This window comes from Microcoleus sp. B6-A1, assembly GCF_036705085.1.
In the GTDB taxonomy this organism is placed as follows: Bacteria; Cyanobacteriota; Cyanobacteriia; order Cyanobacteriales; family Microcoleaceae; genus Microcoleus.
This window is the reverse complement of the sequence record NZ_JAUBTU010000001.1, coordinates 163,416-189,146: the sequence shown is the minus strand read 5'-3', so window position 1 is coordinate 189,146 and position 25,731 is coordinate 163,416. Positions and strand designations below refer to the sequence as shown.

The window sequence follows — 25,731 nt, the reverse complement described above, 5'->3', positions numbered from 1 at the left end:
GCAAATGAATAAATCCCAAATGGGTTCTATAAGAGTCCCAGCGTGAATAACTGTGAAGTTTTGTCGCTTTTTCGCGAAGTGCTTCCAGGCACTGCGGTAGACTAACCTTTAATTCTCTGTGCAGGCTATAGCGGTGGCACCTCACCGTCAAATCTGTTAATTCGCAGAGGCAGCAAATTTTTAGTGACTCGTTGGGAGCCTTTATTCAATGTCTCATTCAGTCAAAATTTACGATACTTGCATCGGCTGCACTCAATGCGTCCGCGCTTGTCCGACTGACGTTTTGGAGATGGTGCCCTGGGATGGCTGCAAAGCAGCTCAGATTGCCTCATCTCCCCGCACCGAAGACTGTGTAGGCTGCAAGCGGTGCGAAACTGCTTGCCCCACCGATTTTCTGAGCATCCGGGTTTACCTGGGAGCCGAAACCACTCGCAGTATGGGTCTAGCCTACTAAATATCGATCGACACGCCGATCGAATTACGGGTACCAAAGAGGGGGCGATTAAATTGCCCCCTCTTTTTTTGTCGCGGAATCTGCATTCTGGGGCCGGAAGAAGGTAAAAATGATAAAACTTGAGTTTTATTGCGATCGCTAAGCAGGAGTAGTACGTTAAATGTGCGGAATCGTTGGCTATATCGGCACGCAAGCAGCAAGCGAGATTTTGCTAGCAGGATTGGAGAAACTAGAATACCGGGGCTACGATTCAGCGGGCCTCGCTACCATCTCGGAAGGAGAAATTACCTGCATCCGAGCCAAGGGCAAATTGCACAACCTCCGGGAAAAGCTAGCAGAGATAGACTCTCCGGCTCCCATCGGCATCGGACATACCCGCTGGGCCACTCACGGCAAACCAGAAGAATATAACGCTCACCCTCACCTAGATAATAGCGGGCGAATTGCGGTAGTTCAAAATGGAATTGTCGAAAATTATCGCGAGTTGCGGAAAGAATTGAAAGCAAAGGGACATAAATTTGTCTCGGATACGGATACAGAAGTTATTCCTCATTTAATAGCTGAATTTTTTAAAGAAGCAAGAAGGGAGAAGGAAGAAGGAAAAGATAAAAAAACCGAAAAAGTAGCTGATTTATCGTTTTTGGAAACAGTTTTAAAGGCGGTAAATAAATTAGAAGGAGCTTTTGCCATCGCCGTTATTTGTGCAGATTTTCCAGAGGAAATAATTGTCGCCAGACAGCAAGCTCCTTTGGTGATTGGCTTTGGTGCTGGCGAATTTTTCTGCGCTTCCGATACGCCGGCCTTAGTATCTCACACCCGCACTGTTTTGTCTTTGGAAAATGGCGAATTGGCAAGACTGACTTCGATGGGAGTCGAAGTTTACAGCTTTGCAGGGGAAAGGCTGAAAAAAAGCCCGCGCATCCTGGGTTGGAGTCCGGTTTTAGTCGAAAAACAAGGCTTCAAACACTTCATGCACAAGGAGATTTATGAACAGCCAGCCGTAGTCCGAGCTTGTTTGGAGGCTTATTTAGACAGCGATTGGCAGCCAGGAAATCCGCGCTCTCCCATCAATCTCAACTTGCCCAAAGAACTTTGCGCTGATGTCGAACAAATTTCCATTCTCGCCTGCGGAACGAGCTGGCACGCCTCGCTAATCGGCAAATATTTGTTGGAACAATTAGCTAATATTCCCACTGCGGTGCAGTACGCTTCTGAATACCGCTACGCGCCCGCACCGCTGACAGCAAATACTTTAACTATTGGGGTAACTCAGTCGGGAGAAACGGCGGATACGCTGGCTGCTTTGGGGATGGAACAGCAGCGCCGCGCGGGTTTTACCGATAAATTTCGGGCGAGAATGCTAGGCATTACTAACAGGACTGAAAGTTCGATCGCCCACATGATGCCCCACGTGATCAATACCCACGCTGGTATAGAAATCGGTGTTGCTGCCACTAAAACTTTTGTTACTCAGTTAATGGCATTCTATTTCTTAGCTTTGGATTTGGCGCACCAGCGGCAAACAATCAGCACTGAAAGATTGGCAGAAATTATTACTGGTTTGCGCCAGTTGCCAGCGGAAATTGAGAAGTATTTGGAGATTCAAGAACAGTATGTGGAGGAATTGTCCCACCAGTTTACAGACACCCAAGATTTTATCTTTTTGGGGCGGGGCATAAACTTTCCGATTGCGTTAGAAGGGGCGCTGAAACTGAAGGAAATTAGCTACATTCACGCCGAAGGATATCCGGCGGGAGAGATGAAACACGGCCCGATCGCCCTTTTGGATGCGAAAGTGCCTGTAGTGGCGATCGCCATGCCAGGAAGCGTCTACGAAAAAGTGCTTTCCAACGCTCAGGAAGCGAAGGCCCGCGACGCCCGTTTAATTGGCGTCACGCCCAAGCAAGGTGTGGCGGAAGCCGAGATTTTTGACCACGTTTTGCCGGTGCCTTTGGTGGATGAATTATTGTCGCCAATTGTGACAGTGATTCCGCTGCAATTGTTGGCTTATCACATTGCAGCCCGTCGGGGTTTGGATGTGGATCAGCCACGAAATTTGGCGAAGTCGGTGACGGTAGAATAAAGGAAGTCATTAGTCATTAGTCATTAGTCAGTAGTCATTAGTCAGCAGTCATTAGTCATTAGTCATTAGTGGGTTGTTGGTTGTTGGTTGTTCGTTCTAATAACCAATAACCGATGCCCGATGCCCGATGCCCGATGCCCGATGCCCTATTCCCTCTGGCTGACTCCGCAAATTGCGGCTAACAGCAACCAGCTTGTAGTATTGACTCGGAAATCAAACAGCGTCACATCTACAGTGTTAAAAAGCGTACAGGCGGCGAAGGCTAATAAATAACTGAAAAAAATTAGGCGATCGGTCGCTCTTACCTCTTGACAAACCACCTGATTTTTGCTATTAATTATAGATTTTTGATTGAGCACTAAAGCATTTTCCGCTACTTTCTGTGTGGCTATTTCCTCGTGTTTGATATCCGCAGTAAAAAGCGGCCAATTCGCCAGCAGTAAAACACCTCTAGCCAAAACCCAGCCAACTAAACCAAACAACAAAACCGTTGCCGGTATCCCTGTTTCCGCAGTCAACATCAGCATCAAACTGTGAGGATGACCGAGCCATTCTTGCATCTGAGCTTGATAGAGAGGCGTAAAATTTCGCAATCCCCAACCAGTCCAAGGACGCTGCTGAGTCATCGACCAAGCAAATTCCCACTGAGTTTTTCTTAAAGTAGCTGTCGGTCGATTTGGGAACATCTCGTCGGTGAGTCTCGCCCAAAAGAAAGCAGGGACAATTATTCGCAAATACTGCCGTAAAGGTTCGGGGCCAAAGGCAGACAAAAAAACTGTGCTAGCGACACTCAAAACGGCAGCTAATAATTTTTTATAACCCACATAAAATGCAAAAGCCAAAACTGCCAAAACTGCCATTCCCCAAGCATTGCGAGAATTAGTAAAAATCAAAGCAACAGCATTTCCGATCACTGCCAAACTTAAAAATAGGAATTGGGCATTGGGCATTGGGCATTGGGCATTGGGCATTGGTAAGTGGTGACGACTGACAACTGACAACTGACAACTGACTTCTCCCATCCACAGTCCCAGTGCTAAAATAAAAGCAATTGTCAGATAGCAAGCTAAAATATTTGCGTACATAAATACAGAAGCCATACGGCCGGGGGGATTGCCTTGGGGTTCGAGTACCCAGCCAAAAACAGGCTGCAATTGATCGATGCCGCTCCAGCCTAAAAATTGCTGTCCCAAACCTAAAATTATCACTGGAATTGAACTAATTACAATCACCCAAGACAATTGCCGCAATTGAGGCAGAGTTTGAATTAAACTGCTAAAAGCGACAAACAATATAAAGAACGGCAAGAAATTGTACAACCCTATAAAAGCCTCGATGCGGTTGTGGGCAAAAACCGCTGTGATGACTAGCAACGCGCTCACAATTGCAAATCCTCGATTCAACGGGCGGCGACTAATTTGACGGAACTTTTGCTTCCAAGTGCCGGCCAATCCCAGGAATAAACCTAAAGCTCCCAAAATCGGAATTAAGGGAAAAATCAGCATCCCCACTTGGGCTAAATTCCAAGGGATTTGCAGGCGGGGATCTGGATGTTTTTGGAGGCGAGACTTGAGATTTTCGGCTGTCAGTTTGGCAGCTAATTTCAACCGATTTTTGATATTCACCCACACTCCCAATCTCAAATCTAAAATCTACAATCTACAATCGTTAAGCTAGTTCCCAAACGCATTCCGATCGCGTCAAGCGTATTTGAGCTAGGGCAAAAATGGTCGGGATAATGCGGCCGTAGTTCGTGGAAATCGATCGCCAACCCAAATCCGCTAAAAACCAAGTCCACATCACCGGGCCTATCAACGAAAATACGCTCCGCGTCGCACCGTAACGAGCCGCACTCACCGCCATACCGCGCCGCGCCGCCTGAATTGCGACATAATTTTGAAACTGGGTTGCTGCAGTTGCAGTGCCTGCAAGCACTCCTTGTTTTGCCATTTGATAGGTGGCAAAATGCAGCGCAAATTGATTGGCCATTAGTTTGAGCAGCATTGGTTTTAAGATGGAACTAACAGCTAAAGCGCTGCCGCCTTTGAACAGTAAACCCAGCGGGTCTTTTTCTGCAGAAATTGGCAGGGGTTCTGAGAGTTTAGAATCAACGATCGCTCGCTGTACGCGCAGTGTCAGCGCTTGCTGTTCGTCTGCAGGTAAACGCTTCCACGCGCGACCCATTAAGTGCAGAAATACTTCTGCCTCTAAGTCGGTGGTTGACAACTGTCTGGGATAAGGGATTTTGAGATAGCGACAAACTTGAATTAGTGCTTGTCTGTAAGTTACTTGTTGGGTTCGCCCTCTGAGTACCGTCAACCCGTCGGCTGCAAGATAGCGAAACCGCTGTTCTACGGCGTCGAGCCATGCTTCGCGATCGCGACTTTGTACATCTATCGGTGCGGGGGTTTGCACGTAATCTAAAGGGTTAAACTTGCGGCTGAACAGAAGTTCTGTTAGTTGCTGCAATTCTTCTTCTGTTGTCAATTCGAGTGCTGCTCTGAGTTCGTCCAAAATTTTGCCCTCCCGTATACGATTTTAGATTTTAGATTGCTGCTGGTTGACAACCAGTGGGATTTAGGATTTACCTACAGTGGCATTTTTTATCGGGTCTTAATCATGGATTCGTGCTGTCCCTTATTCTACTACCTGGCGCAGGACGAGCGGCAGGATTTGCACAGAAGATCCGACTGCTAGAAGCTATAACCTCAGCAGCTACATTGATCTGCGGACGCGCATCTAAATTTTACAGTCAAGTTTGGTGTCCCGCCGCTCCTAAAAATACAATTTAGATGCCCAACAGCCAACCCGGAACCCCTGGGTACGTCTGCAACCCCGCAGCTTGAGGAGTCAAACCGGCGCCCTGAACCCCCACTATTTTATTCGCTATAAACAAAGGAAAAATAATTTAGTGTACTTCTGTTCAAAAATGTCAGTTAATCCTATAATGAGTTTGGTTTTTTTAGAACAAAGTAAATGATGTCTTCTTCTGTCGCACCGTCTTTTTTGCAGGGATATTGGCAAGATACTTTCAATCTCAAGCAGCATCTACAGGATTTTTTAAACTTAGACTTAGAAACAATTGAACAAGAGCTGGCTATCGGTCAACAATCTCTAAAAGAAATAGGTCATCGGGATTTTGATTGGGAAAAAGCTAGCGAGTTTTATCGCGATCGAGTCGGACAAGCTTACCTATTTGACCTCGGAGCTTGGCATATGTCGAATCAGGATTACATAGGAGGCACTTTAACATTAATATCAGATATGGCTGCCGGTCGAGTTTTAGATTTTGGCGGCGGTATTGGCACTCATGCTATTGCAGCAGCTCTTTGTCCTCAAGTAGAACAAGTAGTCTATTGCGATCTTAACCCGATAAATTGCAATTTTGTTCAAAGCCGAGCTGCTAAGTTAGGATTGAGTGAGAAAATTTCGTGTAGTCTGGAAGTATCTCCTACAGAGATTTTCGATACGATTGTTTGTTTAGATGTGATGGAACATTTAGTCAATCCCAGTCAGCAATTGATGGATTTTCACCAAATGCTGGCTCCGTCAGGGAAGATTATCCTTAACTGGTATTTTTTTAAAGGTTTTAATCAAGAATTCCCTTTTCATTTAGAAGATCCGCAAAAAATAAACACATTTTTTACTAAACTTCAGTCGAATTTTATCGAGGTTTTTCACCATCATTTAATCACCGCTCGTTGCTATCGCAAATTAACTGCAAGTTAAGAAATCAGCTGAAAACTTATTTCTTAGAAAAAGTCCGGTAAGTAATGTATCTGAAAGTCCAATTATGTTCGATGTTGCGGTGATTGGTGCGGGTATGGCGGGGCTCAGTTGCGCTCAACGGTTGCGTCAAGCTGGTTATTCTGTGGCGGTTGTTGAGAAATCTCGCGGTGCGGGGGGACGTGTTGCTACCCGCCGCGTACATGGTACTAGGGCAGATCACGGGGCGCGGTATCTGGAACCGCAGGGGGATGCGGTGCAGGGGTTAATTGAGGTTTTGGTCGATCGGCACATCCTCAAACTCTGGACTGATACTGTCTGGGAATTTCGACAGGGAAAACTTTCTGCTATTCCTAGTTCTTGTTATGTCGCACCTGCGGGTATGAATGCTATCGGTAAGTATTTGGCCCAGGATTTAGAGATTTGGTTTGGCCGCCGCGTACAAGCTATTTCTACTACAGATAACCAAAGGTGGCGTCTTTCCCTAGAAGTCACTGACAGCAATTTAGAGATACCTCAAGAATTGATTGCTAAGGCTGTGGTTGTGGCAATTCCTGCACCTCAAGCTTTAATGTTTTTGAGTTCGGAAATCGGTTTTCAATCTGATTTTCTTGACAAATTGCGTTCTGTGGAGTACGAGCCTTGCATTACGGTTATGGCTGGCTATCCTGCGGCAAAACAGCAAGATTTAAGTAATCTAAATCCGCAGTGGAAATCTGTTTCTTTTCCCGATAATTCTGATTTAGCTTGGGTTGGTTTAGATAGCAGCAAACGGCTCGATCCGCTGCTGCCGGTGTTTGTGGTTCATAGCAGCGCAAATTTAGCAGAACGCTATTTGGAAGCTGCTGATTTGGAAACTGTTGGTCAAGAATTGCTCGATCGCACTTCTGAATATTTAATCCCTTGGCTGAAACAGCCGGAATGGTTGCAGGTTCACCGCTGGCGCTATGCTTTTTGTCGAAATCCTTTGCCTGTTTCTTGTTTGGCTGTGGAAGGGAATTTGCCGCTGGTTTGTGCGGGGGATTTGTGCGGGGAAGGTCAAATAGAGGGTGCTTTGCGATCGGGTTGGGCGGCAGCTAATTGGGTGAATTCTCAGTTGCAGGATTTGCCGTTAGATTCAAGCCTAAATTGGTAATATGGCTACAGTTAAGGTATCGAAAAAGACCAAAGTCCTTGCTAGGAAATGGTCAGCTTGATCGCCCTTTATCCCAAACGCTGTACCTCTTCCACCGACAGAGAAAGCGCCTGGGCAACTTGTTCGACGGTTAAACCCATTGCCAGTAGTTGGGGGATAGCATCTCGTTGTGTTTGCTCCACGCGATCGGCCCGCTGGCGCTCAGCTTCAGCTCGTTGACGCTCAGCTTCAGCCCGCTGGCGTTCCTGTTCGGTGTGGAGGCGTTCGAGTCGAGCTTGCTCGCTCCCCGTCAGCAACAAATTCCCCTGATTATCCCACCAGCGCAACCAACGCTGTGTCTGATTTTGATAGCTGCCTTCCCATACGCCTAACTCTACTCCCATGCGCTCGATCGGGTAATGTCCGCGATCGTTGGGTTCCAATCGACAATAACGGGCGTTTACACAGTTGTAGACTTCCAGTTGGCTGGTTTTGATTGTATAGATGGCGTAGTAGGGAATGCGGATAATCTGTTCGTATACCCAAAACTTCCCTGGTTTCTGATTAGTACCTTCTGGCAAACGAGATAAAGGCGTGTTGTCTCGTTCTTCGGAACCATCCCCACTGGCCAATTCGATCGCAATTATTGGCACCATATACTCGCGCCAAATCACGTAAGAGCGGCGAATTTCGCCGTCTAACAAAGGCGGAACGTTGGGGACGTAGAACCAGTCAGGGGCTTCGGCTCCGCGTTCTGGTGGGTCGGTTTCGCGCCAGTAAATGCCACAATCTTGCCCGATCGCATATTGTCCGTCGGGGTGAAGCGTTTGCAGTGTGCTTTCTAGGGAGTCGGTGAGCAGGATGCTCTGGGGATGTTCTTGAAAGTTTTTCACGAACGTGCCGTCTGATTCGGGGAGTTGAGTGTGATCGGGGAAGGCGGGGGGCAACCCTGTCGCACTAAGACTTTGGGTCATGGCTGGTACGCGATCGATTGGCGATCGAACTGATGCTCTGTTATAGCCTAGCGATTTTCGATTAATTTGTGTACTTGAAGAGGGAAGAAGGAAGAGGGAAGAAGAAAGAGGGAAGAAGGAAGAAGGGAAATGCAATTAAAGCAATGATTTCAGCAGTCAATAACGTCCCCCGGAATCTGGCGCAGTTGCTACTTCTTCCTTCTTCGTTCGGCTAGAGTTCTGAAAAATCAATCTAACGACCGACAAAAAAATGGGAAAAATGTGTAAATTCCCACTTTGCTAAATTGTTATTTTTGTGCTGTTTCCTGTTGTTGTAAGTCTTGTTCTTGCATCTGCAATAACTCGGGAACTGTTACGAAACTGTACCCTTCATTTCTCAATCGGGCAATAATATCAGGCAAAGCTTTGACAGTTCTGGCTCGATTACCGCCGCCGTCGTGCATCAGCACAATGCCGCCGGAATTTGCCTGCCTCATCACGTTGTCTATCAAAGATTCCGTAAGAGTTCGCCAATCAAAAGAATCAGCAGACCACATCACAACTGCATAATTTTTCTTTTGAGCATAAGCTGTCAATCCATTGTTTAAAATGCCTCCTGGCGGACGGAACATAGATGTTTGGATGCCGGTCAAGTCGTCAATTAAGGATGAAGTGCGATCGATCTCGCGAGCGGCACCGTCTTCGTTATACTGAAGGTATTCATGGTTCCATGTGTGATTGCCGATCGCGTGACCGGCTTGTGCGACTTGTTTGCCAATTTCGGGAGAATTTTGCAGGTATTTTCCTACCCAGAAGAATGTAGCCTTAATATTATTTTCCTTGAGAATATCTAGGATTTGTGTAGTTGTTTTCGGCCAGGGGCCGTCGTCAAATGTCAGGGCGATCGCCTTGTGCTGGGAGTCGAGTTTCGCGTGATTAATGGTTGTACCTTGAAACTGATCCGGTACGGCTGATTGAAATCGGATAGCCTGCACTTGGGCTAGAGCCTGTTGGGAAAATTCTACTCGATTGGCGATCGCCTTGGAGAACTTATTAATATTGGACATCGGCTGTTGTTCTTGCGACTGGGATACGGTCAAGACTTGCGCCTGAATCGGTTGCAAGGGCTGATTTGCCCGCAACAAGTTAATCGGCCATGTCACACCCAGCAAAAAACTTCCTGTTGCTGCCATCAAAGCAACGATTAAAGTTTTTCGCCGCCTCCACAGCAGTTTCAATTTTGTCACGTCATTGTCTCCTTCACACCTTGTACAGTTAATTTGAGATTTTATGTTGATATCAAGTTAATCCACTTAAGAGGATAATCTTAAATTGGACAGTCCGTAAAAATGCTACTGGAAATAACCGATCGTGGGGAAGTCCGTCAGGATAAAAAAATTTAAGATTTGTGCGCTAGAAATCCCCTAACCCATGAAAACGCGGGATGGTGAACTTTTTCCCCAGCCAGGGGGACGGCGCTCTCGGATTAATGGCACGATATTATTAGGGACTCAGCCCGCATCTGCCCGCGTCCCTACCTGACACTGCAAGTTGGTTTAACCTGAGATGTTGCACTATTGTCAATAAGCTTTTTAGGAACAGGCTGGACGGCCTGTTCCACAATAAAATTCACTCTTTGTGGAACAGGCCGGAGAGCCTGTTCTTGATAATAGTGCAAGATGTGAGTTTAACCTGAGATGTTGCACTATTGTCAATAAGCTGTTTAGGAACAGGCTGGACGGCCTGTTCCACAAGAAAATTCACTCTTTGTGGAACAGGCCGGAGAGCCTGTTAAGCGAGAATAGTGCAAGATGTGAGGTTAACCGGATTTGAGATGAGGGCGATCGCGCGCCCCCAGGGTCGTAAAATTAACTTTTAGGGTCGATTCTCTCTTTGTACAAGCCGACAATCCGATCGATAACTTCAGCAACAGTCAGATTGTCTGTTTGAATTTCCACAGCATCTGCCGCTTTACGCAAAGGTGCAACCGCGCGGGTGCTGTCCTTTTCGTCCCGCAGGGCGATGTCTTGTTCCAATTGGGCCAAGCTAATATTAGCTTGATCGGTATCTTTAAGTTCTAACAGCCGCCTGCGCGATCGCTCTTGTACCGAAGCCGTCAAAAAAATCTTCAATTCCGCATCGGGAAACACGTTAGTGCCGATATCGCGGCCTTCTGCTATGATTCCGCCTTTTGTGCCGCAGCGCCGCTGTTCCTCCACCAGAAACTGCCGCACGGCCGGAAGTGCCGCCATTTCCGAGACGCGGGATGTCACTTCCAAACTGCGAATTGCCTCGGTTACGTCTTCGCCGTTAATCTTCAACATCTTTGATGCGGGATCGAGGTTGTATTCTAAATAACTGGAACTGATTAATTCGGCGATCGCGCATTCGTCGGAAATAGGCGTGTCTGTTTTCAATGCTAGCCAAGTCAGCGCCCGATACATCGCGCCGGTATCCAGATAAAACAAGTTCAAAGCTGTTGCTGCAAGGCGAGTTACGGTAGATTTGCCTGCTCCCGCCGGGCCGTCGATCGCCACAATGGGCCGGCGATTCCTGAGAATTATATTGTCAATCAAACGAGTAGAGCCAACTCTGGCGGCCACGGCTAAAAGTCCCGCTGTTTCCACAACCTGCAACTGCGTCAGAGTGTCGGGATCGACAATTTCGGCATATTCGAGCTTGACTGCGGGCTCTCCTGCGACGGCTGCGTGGGCGGCAGCGAGTGCGGCGGCTGCGGTGCGGTCGCCTGAAGAAAAAGTTTCCGAGGCTTGTTGCAGCGCGCGGTAGAGTACGGAGGCTTGCTGTTTTTGCTCTACTGTTAAATACTGATTGCGAGAACTCATTGCCAGTCCAGACTCTTCGCGGACGATCGGACAAGCGACAATCTCTACAGGCAAGTTAAAATCCAAGACCAGCTTCCGAATAATTGCTAGCTGCTGGGCGTCTTTTTGACCGAAATAAGCTTTTGTCGGCTGCACCAAACTCAAAAGTTTAGTAACAATTGCTGCGACGCCCTGAAAATGACCTGGCCTTGCTTTGCCGCACAAAACCGATGTCATCGCCGATGGCGGCACTACTTGAGTTAAGGATGAAAGGTGAATCTCTATCTGTTTGTGGGCGGTTTGCTCTGTTTCTGTGGGTGAAGCGAAGCTATCCCGTAGGGAATCGACTGCTTGATGGCCGAACATTTCCGTTGCTGAGGGAGCAAATATGGCATCAATCCCTGCTTGTTCGCACAACAGCCGGTCTTGCTCGAAATTCCGAGGATAATCTTGAAAATCTTCTGTCGGCCCAAATTGCAGCGGGTTGACAAAAATGCTGACCAGGGCGATCGCATTTTCTTGCCTTGCCCGCTGGATCAAGCTCAGATGCCCTGCGTGCAAAGCTCCCATCGTCGGCACCAAACCGACTGTCAAATGAGGTGCAGCAGACTTTTGTAAATTTAAGTAGCAGCGAAGTGCTGCAATGGTAGTAAACAGGCGCACCGGTAGAATCTCCTGAAGGCATTCGGCAGAATGCAGAGTTTATTTGTTGTCAGAATTTGTTCGACTTGACATCTTGCACCATCTTCAAGAACAGGCTTTCGGGCCTGTTCCACAAAGAATAGTGCAAGATGTCAGTTTTATCTCACATCTTGCACCATTCTCAAGAACAGGCAAGATGCCTGTTCCACAAAGAATGAGTTTTCTTGTGGAACAGGCATCCTGCCTGTTCCTAAACAAGTAATTGACAATGGTACAAGATGTCAGTTTTATTCTACTTTCTGCTTTCTACACTTGGGATAAGTTTTGTATTCTGCCTTAGAGTACCGTTCAGCGTCCACGAGTTGTTTGCTGCGGCGGTTCGATCACTTCGATTTCCACTCTGGCAACGCCACTGCTGATCATTCCTAGCACGCTGGCGGCGCCGGCGGACAAGTCAATGAGCCGATCGCCCACATAGGGGCCGCGGTCGTTAATGCGGACGACTACGGTGCGGCCGTTGTCGAGATTTCTCACCATGACTCTCGTTCCAAAAGGCAAATTTGGGTGGGCTGCGGTCAAATCATTTTGGTTGAAACGCTCGCCGCTGGCGCTGAGGTTGCCGTTAAAGCCTGGGCCGTACCAGGAAGCCCAGCCGCTGAGGCGCACTTGAATTGGGCCCATAGACAGCACAGCGGGTTCTGGTTGGGGTTTGCCTGCGACTTCTTCCAGGGGTGGGGCGTTGCCCAGAAGCCGGCGGAGGCGATTGGTTGCTTGCAGGGCGTCTCGGCTAAAGTTGCTGGTGGTGTCGGGGAGGATTGTTTCGGCGTTGATGTTTACCAAGTCCTCGCCGTTTGCCTGGATAATGTAGCGATCGCCTTTTTCCCACTTAACGGTAATGCTGTTGGGATCGATGTTGTTGCGGGCTAGCTGATTGAGTCTTGCTGCTAAGGTTGATGCCCGCCAAACTGGATCAGGTTCTTGGTTGCGGTCGTTGCTGGCAATGTTTCCGACTTTGGGATTTTCTCTTGCGCCCGCTACTTTTGACGGACTGCTAGGACGGGCTTGGCTGTTGCCAGTTTCTCCCAAAGGCGTGTTTGTTTCCGGATTCGCGTTCAGAAAGGTGATGACTGGAATGTTTCGCACGTAGACTGTCGCTGCTTGTCGCCCGCCTAAGTCGTGGGGCTGAATTTTGGCGATCGAGTCTCGGGCAATTTCAGCTCTGGCTTGATACTGATACTGTCCGACTTTTTGCGCTTCGACCCGAGTAGCGTTTAACTGCCGGGACGGTTGGGTGGCAATTACTTGCTCGGAAACCTGAGAGTTTTGGTTGTCGGCACCTGTTGCTTGTGCGTGACAAGAGGATGCCGTTCCTACCACAGGAACTAACAGGACAGCCAGTAGACCACCAACAAATTTTTCCTTCATACGTCCATTTTTGTGAATAGCCATTGCCAACCGAGATTGGAGGATTGGCCATTTGGCGGCGGGCGTCAAGGATTTCTCTCTTGCCCTTCGCCATTCCCCCGTGAGTCAAAGCAAAGTATCCGGGTGCGTTTTTGCTTTAATGCTTCTACCCCAAAAAAATTTGGCGGAAACTTCCCTGACACTTGACAACTCATCTTCGATTCGCAATTTGTGTTTTGTTCACGAACTGCAACAGACTACCACAAACTTTTGTGCTTGGGGATCGCTGCGATCGCGATTTTCACCAAATCTTCATCAAATTTTCTCAAAACCCTCTATCATAAAACCCTTTAGTTCCAGTGCTTACAGCCGTTTCAGTCTTTACGGAAAAATTTACAAAAATTTACAAAACTTTAGTGTATTTTGTGGGCTAGGGAATGGCTAGTCTTAAAAAAGCTGTTTGTCAACTGTTATGGGAATAAACTAAAAATTAGAAGAAATCGATTTGGCGGACTTATGGATTATCGAGAAGCAGGTGTGGATGTTGAGGCGGGCAGAGCTTTTGTCTCGCGCATCGGGAGTATGGTTAAGAGCACGCACCGATCTGGAGTTTTGGGCGGATTCGGCGGGTTTAGCGGTTTTTTTAGCGTCCCGGAGGGTTTAAAAGAGCCGATTATGGTTTCGGGTACTGACGGTGTTGGGACTAAGTTGAAATTGGCCCACAATCTCGATCGGCACGACACGGTAGGTATCGACTTGGTGGCGATGTGCGTCAACGACGTGCTGACATCCGGGGCCGAACCCCTCTTTTTTCTCGATTATTTAGCCACGGGAAAGTTAAATCCCGAACAATTAGCGGCGGTGGTGGCCGGGATTGCTGACGGTTGCAAGCAAGCGGGCTGTGCTTTGTTGGGCGGGGAAACGGCAGAAATGCCCGGTTTTTACCAACCGGGAGAGTACGATTTAGCTGGTTTTTGTGTGGGAATTGTCGAAAAGAGCAAATTGTTGGACGGTTCGCGGGTTAAAGTCGGAGATGTCGCGATCGGGCTGGCGAGTTCGGGCGTGCACAGCAACGGTTTTAGTTTGGTGAGAAAAATTGCGGGCGATCGGGGTTTTGATTGGCATTCCCAACCCGAAAAGTTAGGTGGCAAAACTTTAGGAGAAGTGCTGCTAACTCCGACTACAATTTATGTTAAACCAGTCCTCGAAGCAATTAAGAGCGGTCTAGAAATTCATGGCATGGCTCACATTACGGGCGGCGGCTTGCCGGAAAATTTGCCCCGCTGTTTGGGAGTTAATCAATCTGTGAAAATTGACAGCAATAGCTGGCCAAATTTGCCCATTTTCCAGTGGATTGCTGAAGCGGGCCAAGTGGCCACAGCAGATATGTTCAATACTTTTAATATGGGGATTGGCTTTGTGCTGTTGCTCGATTCGAGGGAAGTAGAACAGGCTGTTAAATGGTTTGAATCTCAGGGAATAGGTGCTTGGGCGATCGGGGAAGTGATTGAGGGGAAAGGAGAATTGATCATGGGTAATTAATAAGAAGCAATCGCATGGGGTGAAGATTGCTTCGCTTTGCTTTGTGCAATAACAGATAATCTCAATCTGCCTTCATCTGTGTATATCTGCGGTTAAATTTATACTTTGGAAAGTAACCGCAGAGGACGCAGAGGAGACAGAGGAAGAAAGAGAAAAAGGAATTCACAACAGATGACTCGTTGCTACAATTTCAAAGGAAATTGAAATAAGCTATTATGCTTTTAAATACGGTATAATTCAAAATTATTTCCGTGAATTAGTGTAAAATTATCCGCCGAACGTTTAAATTAATTGAAGAGCTATACTATTTATTACATCGACTCTGAAATGAAGGATTGTTAATTGTTGAAGTGAGAAAATATCAAAAACCAAGGTAATGTTTGTATCACAGTTTAAATAAAAAACACCTTATTAGGCTTGTACGTGACTCAAAATTCCCAAAAACTCCTGCACAACTAGATCCGGTTGTTCGCTGCATCGGGTAGTGTCGTAATGTTTGACAAGACAGATGCCAGAATCTCTCAAAAGCCGATCGCACATTTCATCTTCTGTTGCGTTTGGATGGGATGATTCACGGTCAATTTTCAGCATCCCTAGCTTGTTTTGGTGGAAAATCAGAAAGTCAGCTTCTAGATTCTGTCTACCTTCCGGTGTTGCGAGTCGGAGTTGGGAGTTGGGGATGAAGAGAGTGGAAGTGCGATCGAGTATTTCGGCAATTTTCACTTGTGCGTCGGAGTGAAAGCAAAAACCGTTCCAGTTAATTTCGTTTTCTGAGTCAGATAATTCAGTTTCGCTGTCAGAGGTTATTATTTTATCTAAATCAGCTTGACCATAATCAGCTTCATTTAAGTTTGCGAATAATCTAGCTCCACTTAAGTTTGCTCCGCTGAGATTTGCTCCGCTGAGGTTAACTTCTATTGTCAGATTTCGCTGTAAGTTCACTTGAGTTTTTCGTAAGTATCGTTTTAATACTGATTTTAGATTATCTCTTTTGACCTTTTCCCCGAATACCTGTGATAGTAATTTCCATAATTCATAACCCGTAGCTTTGATATAATCGTATTGATATCCCGTAGTTTTAGCTATTTCTCCGTAAGACCTGCCTTCCCATGATTGACGAAACACTAGCTCTTGAACTTTGTTGAGGCGATCGTAGTTGAGGGCTGTTTCTGCGATCTCTATGGCTTCGTCAACGGTCATGTGTGAAAGTCCCTTACTAGCGGAGCGTTAAGGTAGGATTAGTATAGATTCTACCGCAACAGACGCTTAATATTACTATTTTATTACTATTTTATTACTTTTTATTACTGTTGAACCTGATATTAAGTCGTTATAGTTTAAAAAACTAAGGAATTTTATATGGAACCTGTAACAATGACAGCCGGGGCGATCGCAACTTTAGTATTAGTCAAAGCCACGGAGACAGCCACAGAGAAGGCTACTGAAAAGCTAGGTGAGCTAGTCGTTGAGAAAGCTGATAAGTTGCTATCACTGCTTAAAATCAAGTCGGCAAGTACAGCAAAGGCTATAGAATTAGCTCAAAACCAGCCCTTAAATTATAGCAAAGCAGTTGGTGAGTTAGAAGCAGTCATGAAAGATCCGGAAGTCGCTAAAGCTGTCGAGGAAGTAGATACAGCAGTAAGTACAGATGCAAAACTGGCTTCAGCCGTTAAAGCTTTGACGAATGCACTTCAGTCTCAGCCACCAAGTGTCCAGAATTTTGGGAAGATAGCAGAGGAAATTAAAGAAATTAAAGCCTTTTTTCAGGGAGGGACTTTTAGTGGTGACTTTCACTTCTGACTAAAACCACCCGAAAGCCACAAAAGCCAAAAAGATAGTGATGAAGATATGGGATCCGTAGTAATTGGTTTATTTAGTGTGGTTATATTAGGAATTATCGCACTGGTAATAGTAGGTCCGCCAATTCGTTTTCCACCTCCAACAGAAACAACACGGCTTCCTCCTCCTACGCAAAATGAGGGGACTAAAAACACAACTTTAATCCCACCTCAGCCTATAAAACCACAGCCTGAGTCGCCACCACCAACTCCAGTATCGTCACATCCTGACGAAAACCCTTGCACAAAAGAGCAAAATGGCAGTACCGTAAACCTTGAGTTTCTAAATCGTTCTTGCACCTTCGCTGGCAATGTTAGCTCTAATAATGTAGAGAACCGTTACCGTTTTAAGATAGATAATCCCAGTAATATCAGCCTGTTTTTAGATGGTGTCAATAGCGAAGTAGAAATGTTTTTATATTCAGACCAAGATGGCACGGGAGTAATTCAATATCAACTTGAAAACACATCTGCTATTAAGTCAAGAACCGGAATAATTAAACAAGAATTGAATGTGGGTAGCTACATTATTGTTGTGAAGTTGAAAGCTAGAGATACCCCATATTCACTTCAAATAATTAATAATACAAGTCAAATTCAAAATCTTGGTTATTTGGAAGAAAAACCCATTTCTAAAAATGGCAGTATTACTTTAAATAATCGAGAGCAACTTTACAGTTTTCAACTAGCCAATCCTAGCAGCATTAGTCTGTCTTTGGGTGGCGTGAATAGCGAAGTAGAAATGGTTTTATATTCAGATAAAAATGGAACAGGAGTAATTGAATATCAACTGGAAAATATCTCTGCTTTTAACTCAAAGCCAGGAATAATTAAAAGCAATTTAAGAGTAGGTAATTACATTGTTCTTGTACGCTCAAAACTTAGAGAAACCGAGTACACTCTTACTATGTCTGCTCCGTGAAATTATAGTACATAACAGACTAATAATTACGCGCTCTTCCTTCACCCTCCCTTCTTCTCAGCATTCTCTGACGAAGGGCGATCGAGCTTTTTGAAGTGCGATCTTACGTCCTTAACCACATAAACACTTCTTTGTCAAGATAAACATATTTCCCCAAAACCGTCAGCGGCATCATCTCCCCGCTGCCAAGTAAATCAATTGAAACCCCATCTCGAATCAATATTTTAAACAATTCCTCGTCATCTTTTATCAAACTAACATCTAACTCAATAACTTGACCTTCTTCCCTCATTACCTCCAACAAATCAGAAGTAGATACCTGAAATATTTCCAGATTATTACAGCGCGCAGTCCAGCAATTGCCGTAACGGCCCGTAGCTTCAATATCAGATATTGCCCATTGCTTTAATAGATAAGTTTTGTCTAAATACTCAACGATTTTTGCAACTCTCAATTCCAGTTTTTCTTCTGCTTCGCAGCAAAGAGTCACAGCCCATTTTTGATCGATATTATAGGTAATAGCCGATTTTTCAGATTTCATACATTCTACCAGTCCGCGAAGGCGGACTTTGTTTGTGTAGGCGCGATTTCCAATCGCCCTGAAATCGGTGGTTTCAATACCACATTCACTCCTCAGACTCAGACTCAAAATCCACACGATCGTAAATATCACCTAACCGCATCTCAAACTCCACACAACTCAATCTCAACACCCCATCAGCACCATCATACTCAGACAAAACCCACTTATTATCATCCGTCTTCACAAACTGTTCAACGTGCATCTCGTATTGATCGATCAAAACATACTCCCGAAAACTAGGAAGAGAACGAAAAAGTTTAAACTTGCCGCCTCTGTCATAATCCGCCGTCGATTCCGATAAAACCTCAGCCACCATCACCGCATTAGTAATCGTATCTTTCCTACCCTCAACAAACTCCAATTTCCCCCCCACCAACATCACATCAGGATAAGTACAAACTTGCTTCTGCGGTATCCACAAACGCAAACCTAAAGCAAATAAATGATAATCTCTCTGTTTTTTCAAAGCGAAGTTCAAAGGAGCAATCAAATTACCTACTATCAGGTTGTGATTGGCGGAATCAAGGGCCATTGGTAATATTTGACCGCTATGATATTCACTTTTATACTCTGCTGCCTCTTCTAATTCAAAATACTCGAATGGAGAGTAATAAGGCTGTGCTTTCTCGATTGCTTCGCGTATTTCTGTTAAGGCCGTCATAGTAAATCCTCGGACGATCGTACTTACAATTATATAGTCCTGGACGCGCTACGACCAAAGAAACCGGGTTTTTTACGAAATACTTCGTTGTAGGACGCAGATTGGGAAAAAACCCGGTTTCTGGGCATCATGCGTAAGTTTAATCGAAACTACAGCTCACAAATCCTCATCTTGTGTTTCAATTACCTCTCCTTCAAACTCAAAACCACGCTCCATACCATCAAAATATTTGTCAAAATTAGGCTTAATCCACAGTGCAGCTTCCCCGTGTCCCAACTCCACAGCTTTATCAATTACCTCCTTCCAATCCCTCAAAGAAAATCCCGTCGCTTCCATCGTCTTGAAACAATCCCAAACAAACTTTGGCACCGATACCGGCGACACGGAATATCTCAACAATTCCTGTGCACCTTCGGGCGAAATAATCACATTATTCTCAACCCAAATCATACCCACATCTTCTTCTCTTTCCCCTTGCCAATTCACCTCGCCATTTAAAACATAACCCCAAGGTTTAAGAAAATTGTCGATCAGATACTGCAACCATTCGACATAATCATAAAACTTTTCTACACCGCTCCATTTAATCCCGCCGCCGTCAGCAGTAGGAATCCAGTTACACCACAATCCGGGCTGAGTCTTCGGCGGGCGGTTGTAATCGACAACGGAAACTTCCGAATCTTCATCCCATTTTTCATTCACAAAATAGCAGCCTTCTTCGCCCAAAGGCAAACCAACGGCTTCTCTCGCTGGATCGGCAATACTTTGCAAAATCGCCGGATTTCGCTTCATTCGTCTAGTTCGAGAAAACTCCAATAAGTAAATAGCTTCGCTGTCTAATAACCGTTTGTTTAAATGAAATATTCCGTCAAATGTTGTAGTGTATCCCATGATTTCGACCTATTTATAAATGTATGGTGTCGAACTCCAACTCAGAAGAAAGTTTATTGTTTGTGGAACGGGCTTCTAGCCCGTTGCTGACCTTGGTGCAAAATGTGATTTTCATATATTTCACTATTCTGAAGAACGGGCAAGATGCCCGTTCCACAAGAATATTGAGTTTTTGGGGAACGCCTTCCAACCCTACTTAGTCTTGTCCAAAGTCCGCGACTCCAACCAAATAGGAATTGCAATCCAAGCAACTGCTAACAGCAAAGCAAATACCGCAAATTGAGCAGCCCAAGCTACCAATTTCTCCAAAGACACAACTTGTCCCAAGAAGTAGGATAAACTGACCATTACCGATGCCCAACTGGCAGCACCCAGAACATTGAACAGCGAAAATTTCCAAAAAGGCATTTCTGCAATACCTGCTAGGGGGCTAGCAAAAATTCGCAGCAATGCGATGAAACGACCCAAAAATACGGCTTTAGCTGCATTTTTGCTAAACTGTTCTTTTAAGTCAAACAGTTGTTCTTCTCGAAAGCGGAAAAATTGTCCCAGCTTCAGCAGCAGCGGCCAGCCGCCGTACCTGCCGATCGCATAACCAAAATTTCCGCCCAATGTAGCACCAGCGATCGCACTGCCGAGCACAAACCAGTAATTCAGTTCCCCGCTGCCAGCTAAAAACCCGCCAGCAATCGTAATAGTCTCGCCTGGAAGAGGAACTCCCAGATTTTCCAGCAAAATTCCCAGAAATACTGCCCAGTAGCCGTAATCGCGCGCAAACTGCTGAATAGTCTCTAACGATAAAAACTCAAAAGACATTCGATACTGCCTTCGTAAACTTTTGCAAAGCTCAATACATTTATATATTGGCTCGATTCAGCCAATAGTGCAATCTTTCGCTGTGATGAAAAACACACTGTTGTCGCGATCGCTGGCCCAACTAAAAATTAGCCTTTCAGGCATACTAGAGGAATAGAGAATTGTTGCGGTTGCGTTCCGCGCGATCGCTAGCCAGTTTCCTACTAAATTTATCACAACGGCTCTCCCCACCGATTCCCACAAGGGCGATCGCCCATCCTAAAACATACGCGGAAATCCCCTGAGTCTCTCAAGAGAGTCAGCAACTAAACTAACTTATTCATACTTTACGATCGTAGGATAACTGCTATGGAATTTCCCAACTTCAACCAACCCATCGTCCTTCAACCTCACAACTGCCTCGACTCCCAAGCCGGCAGCCTCCTCCAGCAACAGCTAGCCGAGATTGTGCCCGATCGCCACAAACTCTGGGTAATAGACATGGCCGCCGTAGATTTCATCGACAGTTCCGGGCTGTGTGCCTTAGTCGGCGGACTCAACGCCGCCCGCCACCGGGGATGCCGCCTCGTCATCTGCAACCTCTCAGTTACAGTCAAGCTAATTTTTGAAATTACTCAACTCGACCAACTCTTTGAAATCTTCGACAGTTTCGAGCAAGTTATCTCCACTGAAACTCCGGCTTTAGTTGCCTGATTAAAATTAGCTGCCCAGTTCAAATCTCAAGTTTCCAATAGACTTCAAGAAACCGCACAGCTAATTTCAATATCATAAATAGGTTGATTTGTCAAGCAATACCAATGACAAACAAATAAATCCGGCACTTGAACGCCGACAGAAGCGATCGCAGGTGCAGCCGGAAAAGGCCAAAGTCGATCGAAACAAATCCTTTCCCCTACGAACCCGAACTGCATCAAATAAGTCGCTGGCGGCGCATTTAAAAGATTCAGCAAGCGGTAAGCCAACTCATACAACTGCTGTCGCCAAACATCCGACAAATGCACCGGTTGAGAGTAACTAAACTCGCCAGACTGCTTAGAAGGTTCCCCACCAATCACCTCAGCATACAGTGGGCCCTTTGCCGTCAACACCACAGGCAGCCAAAAATTGCCACCGCCGACGGGAAAAAGCAACTCCTGGGACACTCGATCGCGCGCTGCCGAAACATTGCTACAAAATCGAAACACCTCTTGAGCCGGAAAAACCAGATTTTCTGGCACATCCAGCGTCAAAGGACAAAAGATCGCCCCACCCGGAGCGATCGCGCCAGAATGGAGTTCAGAAACCCCACAGATATTGACTTCAGTTAAAGGATCAGATTGAGCGATCGCTGCCTTGAGACTTGGGGCCGGATCTTTCTCACCACCCGCGACCATCAAAACCTTAGACATTGCCAAAGCTCGGCATTTGAATGCCCCGATCGTCCGTTTCATCGACGCTCGGCAGATCCAGGCCCTTAGCCTTGCGGCTCCGCACAGCGAGACGGTAAGTTACGCTTTGCAATTCAGTGTGCAACTGGCGGTTTTCCTTTTGCAATTGCTCCAACTTTTCCTTAATCGGATCGAGCCGCTCGGCAAACTTCTGGCGGTAAACCCCCGGCAATTCCTGAACCACCTGTTCTAGCATCCGAGAGCGATCAGTCAATTCTTGCACCGACTGCCGCAGTTGGTAAACCTCAGCATCCCGTTCGGCGATTTGTTCCTGATAAAAACTCACCTGTTCTTCAACAGCTTGGAGTTGTTCCCGCATGGCCTGCATTTGAGCTTGGTGGCGATCGGAAACTTCCGGCGCGGGCACAAAATTAGAATTGCCCTTCACCAGCCGGAAAAGTTCTTGAGACAACTGCTGCACCAATTGGTCGCGCATTTGCAGCTCTTCGGTGAGACGAGATACCTCTGATTGCAATTCTTTTGAGCTTACAAGTTTAGTTTGATTCACGATGACTCTCAGCTTTTGTTATATAATGTGTTTCTCTTTAAAAATATCTTTCCCTTACCGCAGAGGCAAGAGGCACTTCAAAAGTTTTGAACCGATTAGGCCAAATCGAGCCAGCGGCCCGATGTCAAGGGTAAAGCTCAGTTTAACTCAAATCTTGCATCCACGTCATCACCTTAGTTTCTTGCCCTAGACAGAGTTAACATCCTAGGTTTTTGGTCAATAAACCAGGTTTCTGAGCTTTTTGTGAGAATAGTGCAATATCTCATGTGTAACCGATCGCAGCAGAAAGCACTTTGCCAGCTTCGTCCACGGTGCTGCCAAAACAGATAATGCCGTCCTCGTGACCGGCCATCGCCAGAATTTTGCGATCGGCCAAATTCTCCTCCTCAAAAAGTCTAAACATTTCTAAGGCCATCTGGGGAGTGCCGTAAGGTATTTCTTTTCTAGTAGTAGGAATCTTAAACAGCAGTTGCTGCCATAGCGTAGGGTTATGGACGTGAATTATCGCGCCCACATCCTGTCTCTGAAGGTACAGGGCCCCGTGAGTCAGGGACTCCGACGAAGCTTGTACGGGGCCCCGGCAACCGAGGAAATTTTGTTCTAAGTTAAAGTCGGTAACAGTACAGTAGAATTCTGGTCCCAGAGTCTTCAAGTGTGCAGTCTGGGTTCCCGAAATCACGAATTGGCCAGACTTGCCGAGTCTGACGCTGACGTTGCCAAACCCTATGCCATTTTCGTAGACGCCAATTAATCCCCAAGCGTGGAGCCGATCGCGCCATTCCATCAAATCTGCTATGTTGGTGGCAGCTACAGGGCCTGCCTCTTCCCAATCACAGCGGTACTTAACGACTCCTTCATCCATCTATTTTCCTGCCAGAGCGACACCACAGACACGGCCCAAGCTGAGACTTAATCGAAGTTGTCAAACTGCTTTTTTTTGCCTGCTGCCTTATGTCTCGGTGCATGAGTGCCTTAACTAATTTACATTCCATTGTCGCCGTAATTAGCGATCGACATTAGCAAAAAGTAAGCTACGAAAGAAGAACAAATTATTCCAAACATCAGGGTCTAGCCTCTAGGTAATTGCAAAAGTTCAAGATGAAAAGGTAGGCTGCTGAATCAAATTATGATTTTGCCTGTAGGGGTAATTCTAAGTCAGCCGTAGGGCAACCACGGGGGGATTGCCCCTACAAACTTCATACCCAATTCAGCAACGTCGGTTTACGATATCTTTACAATCTAGACATCGTGGGTTGACTTTCCCTATCTCTAATCATGGCTTCCAACCCCTGTCTCTGTCAGTCGGAAAAGTCGGATTGTAAAGTCGGAAAAGTCGGATCTTTGCCATGAGTACATAATTGAGAGCGTTGCTGAATACAGGTATGAATTCAAGATTTCGGAATGGCTAGAAGCCAAGTATGGTGAGTTTTGTAACATCAAGCGAAAAGTTGTTCATACCTGTATTCAGCAACGCCTCAAAACTTACGCTTTCTGTAGGGGAGTTTGATTCCAGGCTCTTGCCCGATCGAGTTTCTGATGTGAAACTACATAACATCCCTGCATCGGTTATTGCTATATACTACAGCATTTCTACTGACTTGACTTCTACTTTAAGAAATATTTAAGGAGCAATTACCCCTTAACCAGGTAACTCAGGTAAAAAGCAACCGTACATTTACTGATTTTTTTCATTATACATATATTTAAGCAAAAAGCAAGCGGAACAGAAAAAATATTTTTTAGCCTGTCTGGGAGCAACTGGCACAATCTTCGGGTGCTCTACGTTAGTCCACACCTCTGTCGATCGAGCAATTTTTAGCTCCGGGGCATCTGACAAGCTAAGAAACCGGGTTGAGCCTAATATTATGTCACGTAAAATCACCGCAACGCCAGCTCGCGTCGGCGGGTTCACCAAAATCGGTAGTAGTAGTATAAGTTATAGATCCCGTAAACCCGCGGCTACCGAGAGGGGGATAGTCGATCGACCGAACCTGATATAAGTCCTCCACAGAAAAAAACCAGCCGATCGAGTCAGTGCTCGATCGGCTTGCATTTTTCTGTGAAGCGCGATCGCTCGCAGCCCTTTAAATATGGAAGTGATACAAGATGCTGCCGTCGTCTTTAATTTCGCAATTGGCATTAAAAACTTCAGCTTGTTGGTTCAAAAAACGCTGAGCCACATCCGGCGACAGCCGCGTTTCCATAGCAAACCGCACCAGAGTGATTTCGCCGCGGCCTTCTTTGATCAGTCGGTACAAAGCACTTTGGAGCCTTTCGCTCTCTTCTCGCTGAAAAGCTGCTTTGTACCTCCAATCCGCCACCGAAGGAATCAAACCGCGGCTGACCAAAATCGCCAACAGCAAGCCAATTCCCAAAATCAGAGGCACTGTCGGATCGCTCGTGGGCGTCGCCACAATTTGTGGCACTGTAGCCGCGGCCAAACTGCTGACCATTTCTTTTTCCGAAGCTTGCGTATCCGCCATTGCAAGCTGAGTTTTGTTGTAAAAGTCTTGCTGAAGCTTCATTTGCTGCAACAGCCGAGCGCGCTCTCTTTCGTATTGGTCGAGTTTTTGCTGAGCTTGTTTCAGGTCTTGAGTGACTTGTGCCAAGCGTTGGTTGAGCGACTGATTGACTGATTGCCACCGATATCTGTTAATCAGGCGGCTTTTTTCAACCATGCCCTTCATCAACATATCCGCCGTTTGGATTGCTTGCTGCTGATCGAGCGAGCGATACCCAACCACAATTTCTAGGGGTTGTTCCGGCTTAGAAATCTTGACACTAGCATTTTGTCGAACTTGCTGGGGCGACAGCTTAACTGCATCTGCCACTGCTTTGACAACATTATCTGCCAGCAGAACCTCCGGGGTGAGTTGCTCTCCCTGCTTGAGAATTGTCGTGCCCGTGGTCGAAAATTTGACTGGCGGATTATTAGAAGTGAGAGTGCCTTGAGCCATGAATCCGGGGGGCGGGGCGAGGCGGTAGGCCAGGGCGCCTGAAATACCCATAATTACAGCAAAACTGCCTAGGGCAATCCATCTGTATTGATTTGCTGAAGATCTAAAACGTAAATTTCCCATTTTGATAGTCAAGTCATAACATTCGCTTGCCGCAGCTACTGCCAAACGCCAGAGCGATCGTTTCTTTCTGGTTAGTCAAATTGACTGCTGAAAATTTTCTCAGTTTGTACCTAAAAGCTATTAGCTTTTGAGAGTTGTCAATATTCATGATCCGAAAAAACCGATCGCGCTTTTATTTGATCCGAGCTATAACTTCAGTTTTTGTCCTTAATAATTAATCTGTAACAAGGCTTCTGGAAGTCTACTGGCTTCAGACTAGCACTCA

The 25,731-nt window shown here is 46.1% G+C and carries 24 protein-coding genes; 9 read left to right on the top strand and 15 right to left on the bottom strand.

What is annotated here, in order from left to right; translation table 11 throughout:
* Positions 1–208 precede the first annotated feature (208 nt).
* Both psaC and glmS read left to right on the top strand, forming a co-directional pair.
* Positions 209–454: a photosystem I iron-sulfur center protein PsaC gene (gene psaC / locus QUB11_RS00740; RefSeq protein ID WP_015175986.1), complete on the top strand. Its 246-nt coding sequence runs from the start codon at positions 209–211 to the stop codon at positions 452–454.
* Positions 455–614: 160 nt separating this feature from the next.
* On the top strand, positions 615–2,537 hold the full coding sequence (gene glmS / locus QUB11_RS00735; protein WP_333198847.1) for a glutamine--fructose-6-phosphate transaminase (isomerizing): 1,923 nt from the start codon (positions 615–617) through the stop codon (positions 2,535–2,537).
* 146 nt (positions 2,538–2,683) lie between these two features.
* On the opposite strand, the gene QUB11_RS00730 is transcribed toward glmS, so the two are convergent.
* Positions 2,684–4,162 (bottom strand): O-antigen ligase family protein, encoded by a 1,479-nt coding sequence (locus QUB11_RS00730; RefSeq protein WP_333198845.1) that lies wholly within the window; start codon positions 4,160–4,162, stop codon positions 2,684–2,686.
* 43 nt (positions 4,163–4,205) lie between these two features.
* Entirely contained in the window at positions 4,206–5,051 is an 846-nt protein-coding gene (locus QUB11_RS00725; RefSeq protein ID WP_333198843.1) for a YaaW family protein, read from the bottom strand.
* Positions 5,052–5,513: 462 nt separating this feature from the next.
* Between QUB11_RS00725 and QUB11_RS00720 the strand changes: the two genes are divergently transcribed.
* Together QUB11_RS00720 and QUB11_RS00715 are read left to right on the top strand one after the other, a co-directional pair.
* Positions 5,514–6,266, top strand: coding sequence for a methyltransferase domain-containing protein (locus QUB11_RS00720; protein WP_333198841.1), 753 nt, complete (start codon positions 5,514–5,516; stop codon positions 6,264–6,266).
* Between the two features lie 64 nt (positions 6,267–6,330).
* Entirely contained in the window at positions 6,331–7,398 is a 1,068-nt protein-coding gene (locus tag QUB11_RS00715; RefSeq protein WP_333198839.1) for an FAD-dependent oxidoreductase, read from the top strand.
* 68 nt (positions 7,399–7,466) lie between these two features.
* Here QUB11_RS00715 and QUB11_RS00710 read toward each other — a convergent pair whose 3' ends face one another.
* The 4 genes from QUB11_RS00710 to QUB11_RS00695 all read right to left on the bottom strand — a co-directional run bounded on the left by QUB11_RS00710 (position 7,467) and on the right by QUB11_RS00695 (position 13,219).
* Positions 7,467–8,351: a Uma2 family endonuclease gene (locus tag QUB11_RS00710; protein ID WP_333198837.1), complete on the bottom strand. Its 885-nt coding sequence runs from the start codon at positions 8,349–8,351 to the stop codon at positions 7,467–7,469.
* A gap of 287 nt (positions 8,352–8,638) precedes the next feature.
* Entirely contained in the window at positions 8,639–9,577 is a 939-nt protein-coding gene (locus tag QUB11_RS00705; RefSeq protein ID WP_333198835.1) for a polysaccharide deacetylase family protein, read from the bottom strand.
* A 621-nt stretch (positions 9,578–10,198) separates the two neighbouring features.
* Positions 10,199–11,815, bottom strand: a complete 1,617-nt coding sequence (locus QUB11_RS00700; RefSeq protein ID WP_333198833.1) for a bifunctional pantoate--beta-alanine ligase/(d)CMP kinase — start codon at positions 11,813–11,815, stop codon at positions 10,199–10,201.
* Between the two features lie 327 nt (positions 11,816–12,142).
* The gene (locus QUB11_RS00695; RefSeq protein WP_333256382.1) at positions 12,143–13,219 is read right to left on the bottom strand and encodes a septal ring lytic transglycosylase RlpA family protein; all 1,077 of its coding nucleotides are present in this window, start codon (positions 13,217–13,219) and stop codon (positions 12,143–12,145) included.
* A gap of 495 nt (positions 13,220–13,714) precedes the next feature.
* Between QUB11_RS00695 and purM the strand changes: the two genes are divergently transcribed.
* On the top strand, positions 13,715–14,740 hold the full coding sequence (gene purM, locus QUB11_RS00690) for a phosphoribosylformylglycinamidine cyclo-ligase (RefSeq protein WP_333198829.1): 1,026 nt from the start codon (positions 13,715–13,717) through the stop codon (positions 14,738–14,740).
* A 411-nt stretch (positions 14,741–15,151) separates the two neighbouring features.
* Here the strand turns inward: purM and QUB11_RS00685 are convergent, their stop codons facing one another.
* Positions 15,152–15,940 carry a pentapeptide repeat-containing protein gene (locus QUB11_RS00685; RefSeq protein ID WP_333198827.1) on the bottom strand — a complete coding sequence of 263 codons (789 nt, stop codon included), beginning with the start codon at positions 15,938–15,940 and terminating at the stop codon, positions 15,152–15,154.
* A gap of 159 nt (positions 15,941–16,099) precedes the next feature.
* On the opposite strand from QUB11_RS00685, the gene QUB11_RS00680 reads away from it, so the two are divergent.
* The gene (locus tag QUB11_RS00680; RefSeq protein WP_333198825.1) at positions 16,100–16,540 is read left to right on the top strand and encodes a hypothetical protein; all 441 of its coding nucleotides are present in this window, start codon (positions 16,100–16,102) and stop codon (positions 16,538–16,540) included.
* Between the two features lie 48 nt (positions 16,541–16,588).
* Positions 16,589–17,500: a hypothetical protein gene (locus QUB11_RS00675; protein WP_333198823.1), complete on the top strand. Its 912-nt coding sequence runs from the start codon at positions 16,589–16,591 to the stop codon at positions 17,498–17,500.
* 103 nt (positions 17,501–17,603) lie between these two features.
* Here QUB11_RS00675 and QUB11_RS00670 read toward each other — a convergent pair whose 3' ends face one another.
* The 4 genes from QUB11_RS00670 to QUB11_RS00655 form a co-directional block, all read right to left on the bottom strand.
* Entirely contained in the window at positions 17,604–18,041 is a 438-nt protein-coding gene (locus QUB11_RS00670) for a hypothetical protein (protein WP_333198821.1), read from the bottom strand.
* A gap of 85 nt (positions 18,042–18,126) precedes the next feature.
* Complete coding sequence (locus tag QUB11_RS00665; protein WP_333198818.1) at positions 18,127–18,744, bottom strand: Uma2 family endonuclease; 618 nt, start codon at positions 18,742–18,744, stop codon at positions 18,127–18,129.
* Positions 18,745–18,900: 156 nt separating this feature from the next.
* Positions 18,901–19,635 (bottom strand): hypothetical protein, encoded by a 735-nt coding sequence (locus tag QUB11_RS00660; RefSeq protein ID WP_333198816.1) that lies wholly within the window; start codon positions 19,633–19,635, stop codon positions 18,901–18,903.
* 192 nt (positions 19,636–19,827) lie between these two features.
* Positions 19,828–20,451, bottom strand: coding sequence for a DedA family protein (locus QUB11_RS00655; RefSeq protein ID WP_333041712.1), 624 nt, complete (start codon positions 20,449–20,451; stop codon positions 19,828–19,830).
* A gap of 348 nt (positions 20,452–20,799) precedes the next feature.
* On the opposite strand from QUB11_RS00655, the gene QUB11_RS00650 reads away from it, so the two are divergent.
* Positions 20,800–21,144, top strand: coding sequence for an STAS domain-containing protein (locus QUB11_RS00650; RefSeq protein WP_333198812.1), 345 nt, complete (start codon positions 20,800–20,802; stop codon positions 21,142–21,144).
* A 44-nt stretch (positions 21,145–21,188) separates the two neighbouring features.
* On the opposite strand, the gene QUB11_RS00645 is transcribed toward QUB11_RS00650, so the two are convergent.
* From QUB11_RS00645 to QUB11_RS00635, 3 genes are all read right to left on the bottom strand, one after another.
* Positions 21,189–21,839 carry a hypothetical protein gene (locus QUB11_RS00645; protein WP_333198810.1) on the bottom strand — a complete coding sequence of 217 codons (651 nt, stop codon included), beginning with the start codon at positions 21,837–21,839 and terminating at the stop codon, positions 21,189–21,191.
* A complete protein-coding gene (locus QUB11_RS00640) occupies positions 21,832–22,386 on the bottom strand; it encodes an Npun_F5560 family protein (protein WP_333156313.1) in 555 nt (184 codons plus the stop codon). Before QUB11_RS00640 ends, QUB11_RS00645 begins: the two co-directional genes overlap by 8 nt.
* 262 nt (positions 22,387–22,648) lie before the next feature.
* Positions 22,649–23,248 carry a class II aldolase/adducin family protein gene (locus QUB11_RS00635; protein WP_333198808.1) on the bottom strand — a complete coding sequence of 200 codons (600 nt, stop codon included), beginning with the start codon at positions 23,246–23,248 and terminating at the stop codon, positions 22,649–22,651.
* A gap of 556 nt (positions 23,249–23,804) precedes the next feature.
* Between QUB11_RS00635 and QUB11_RS00630 the strand changes: the two genes are divergently transcribed.
* Positions 23,805–24,011: a hypothetical protein gene (locus tag QUB11_RS00630; protein ID WP_333389412.1), complete on the top strand. Its 207-nt coding sequence runs from the start codon at positions 23,805–23,807 to the stop codon at positions 24,009–24,011.
* Between the two features lie 459 nt (positions 24,012–24,470).
* Here QUB11_RS00630 and QUB11_RS00625 read toward each other — a convergent pair whose 3' ends face one another.
* A complete protein-coding gene (locus tag QUB11_RS00625; protein WP_333104438.1) occupies positions 24,471–25,394 on the bottom strand; it encodes a hypothetical protein in 924 nt (307 codons plus the stop codon).
* Positions 25,395–25,731 lie beyond the last annotated feature (337 nt).

Excerpts from the sequence above, each read along its gene's own strand:
- psaC (WP_015175986.1), top strand. The coding sequence starts at position 209 with ATGTCTCATTCAGTCAAAATTTACGATACTTGCATCGGCTGCACTCAA.
- QUB11_RS00625 (WP_333104438.1), bottom strand. The coding sequence starts at position 25,394 with ATGGGTATTTCAGGCGCCCTGGCCTACCGCCTCGCCCCGCCCCCCGGA.
- QUB11_RS00710 (WP_333198837.1), bottom strand. The coding sequence starts at position 8,351 with ATGACCCAAAGTCTTAGTGCGACAGGGTTGCCCCCCGCCTTCCCCGAT.
- QUB11_RS00645 (WP_333198810.1), bottom strand. The coding sequence starts at position 21,839 with ATGTCTAAGGTTTTGATGGTCGCGGGTGGTGAGAAAGATCCGGCCCCA.
- purM (WP_333198829.1), top strand. The coding sequence starts at position 13,715 with ATGGATTATCGAGAAGCAGGTGTGGATGTTGAGGCGGGCAGAGCTTTT.
- QUB11_RS00675 (WP_333198823.1), top strand. The coding sequence starts at position 16,589 with ATGGGATCCGTAGTAATTGGTTTATTTAGTGTGGTTATATTAGGAATT.
- QUB11_RS00715 (WP_333198839.1), top strand. The coding sequence starts at position 6,331 with ATGTTCGATGTTGCGGTGATTGGTGCGGGTATGGCGGGGCTCAGTTGC.
- QUB11_RS00685 (WP_333198827.1), bottom strand. The coding sequence starts at position 15,940 with ATGACCGTTGACGAAGCCATAGAGATCGCAGAAACAGCCCTCAACTAC.
- QUB11_RS00680 (WP_333198825.1), top strand. The coding sequence starts at position 16,100 with ATGGAACCTGTAACAATGACAGCCGGGGCGATCGCAACTTTAGTATTA.
- QUB11_RS00635 (WP_333198808.1), bottom strand. The coding sequence starts at position 23,248 with ATGGATGAAGGAGTCGTTAAGTACCGCTGTGATTGGGAAGAGGCAGGC.
- QUB11_RS00630 (WP_333389412.1), top strand. The coding sequence starts at position 23,805 with ATGGTGAGTTTTGTAACATCAAGCGAAAAGTTGTTCATACCTGTATTC.
- QUB11_RS00655 (WP_333041712.1), bottom strand. The coding sequence starts at position 20,451 with ATGTCTTTTGAGTTTTTATCGTTAGAGACTATTCAGCAGTTTGCGCGC.
- QUB11_RS00660 (WP_333198816.1), bottom strand. The coding sequence starts at position 19,635 with ATGGGATACACTACAACATTTGACGGAATATTTCATTTAAACAAACGG.
- glmS (WP_333198847.1), top strand. The coding sequence starts at position 615 with ATGTGCGGAATCGTTGGCTATATCGGCACGCAAGCAGCAAGCGAGATT.
- QUB11_RS00650 (WP_333198812.1), top strand. The coding sequence starts at position 20,800 with ATGGAATTTCCCAACTTCAACCAACCCATCGTCCTTCAACCTCACAAC.
- QUB11_RS00695 (WP_333256382.1), bottom strand. The coding sequence starts at position 13,219 with ATGAAGGAAAAATTTGTTGGTGGTCTACTGGCTGTCCTGTTAGTTCCT.
- QUB11_RS00720 (WP_333198841.1), top strand. The coding sequence starts at position 5,514 with ATGATGTCTTCTTCTGTCGCACCGTCTTTTTTGCAGGGATATTGGCAA.
- QUB11_RS00665 (WP_333198818.1), bottom strand. The coding sequence starts at position 18,744 with ATGACGGCCTTAACAGAAATACGCGAAGCAATCGAGAAAGCACAGCCT.
- QUB11_RS00670 (WP_333198821.1), bottom strand. The coding sequence starts at position 18,041 with ATGAAATCTGAAAAATCGGCTATTACCTATAATATCGATCAAAAATGG.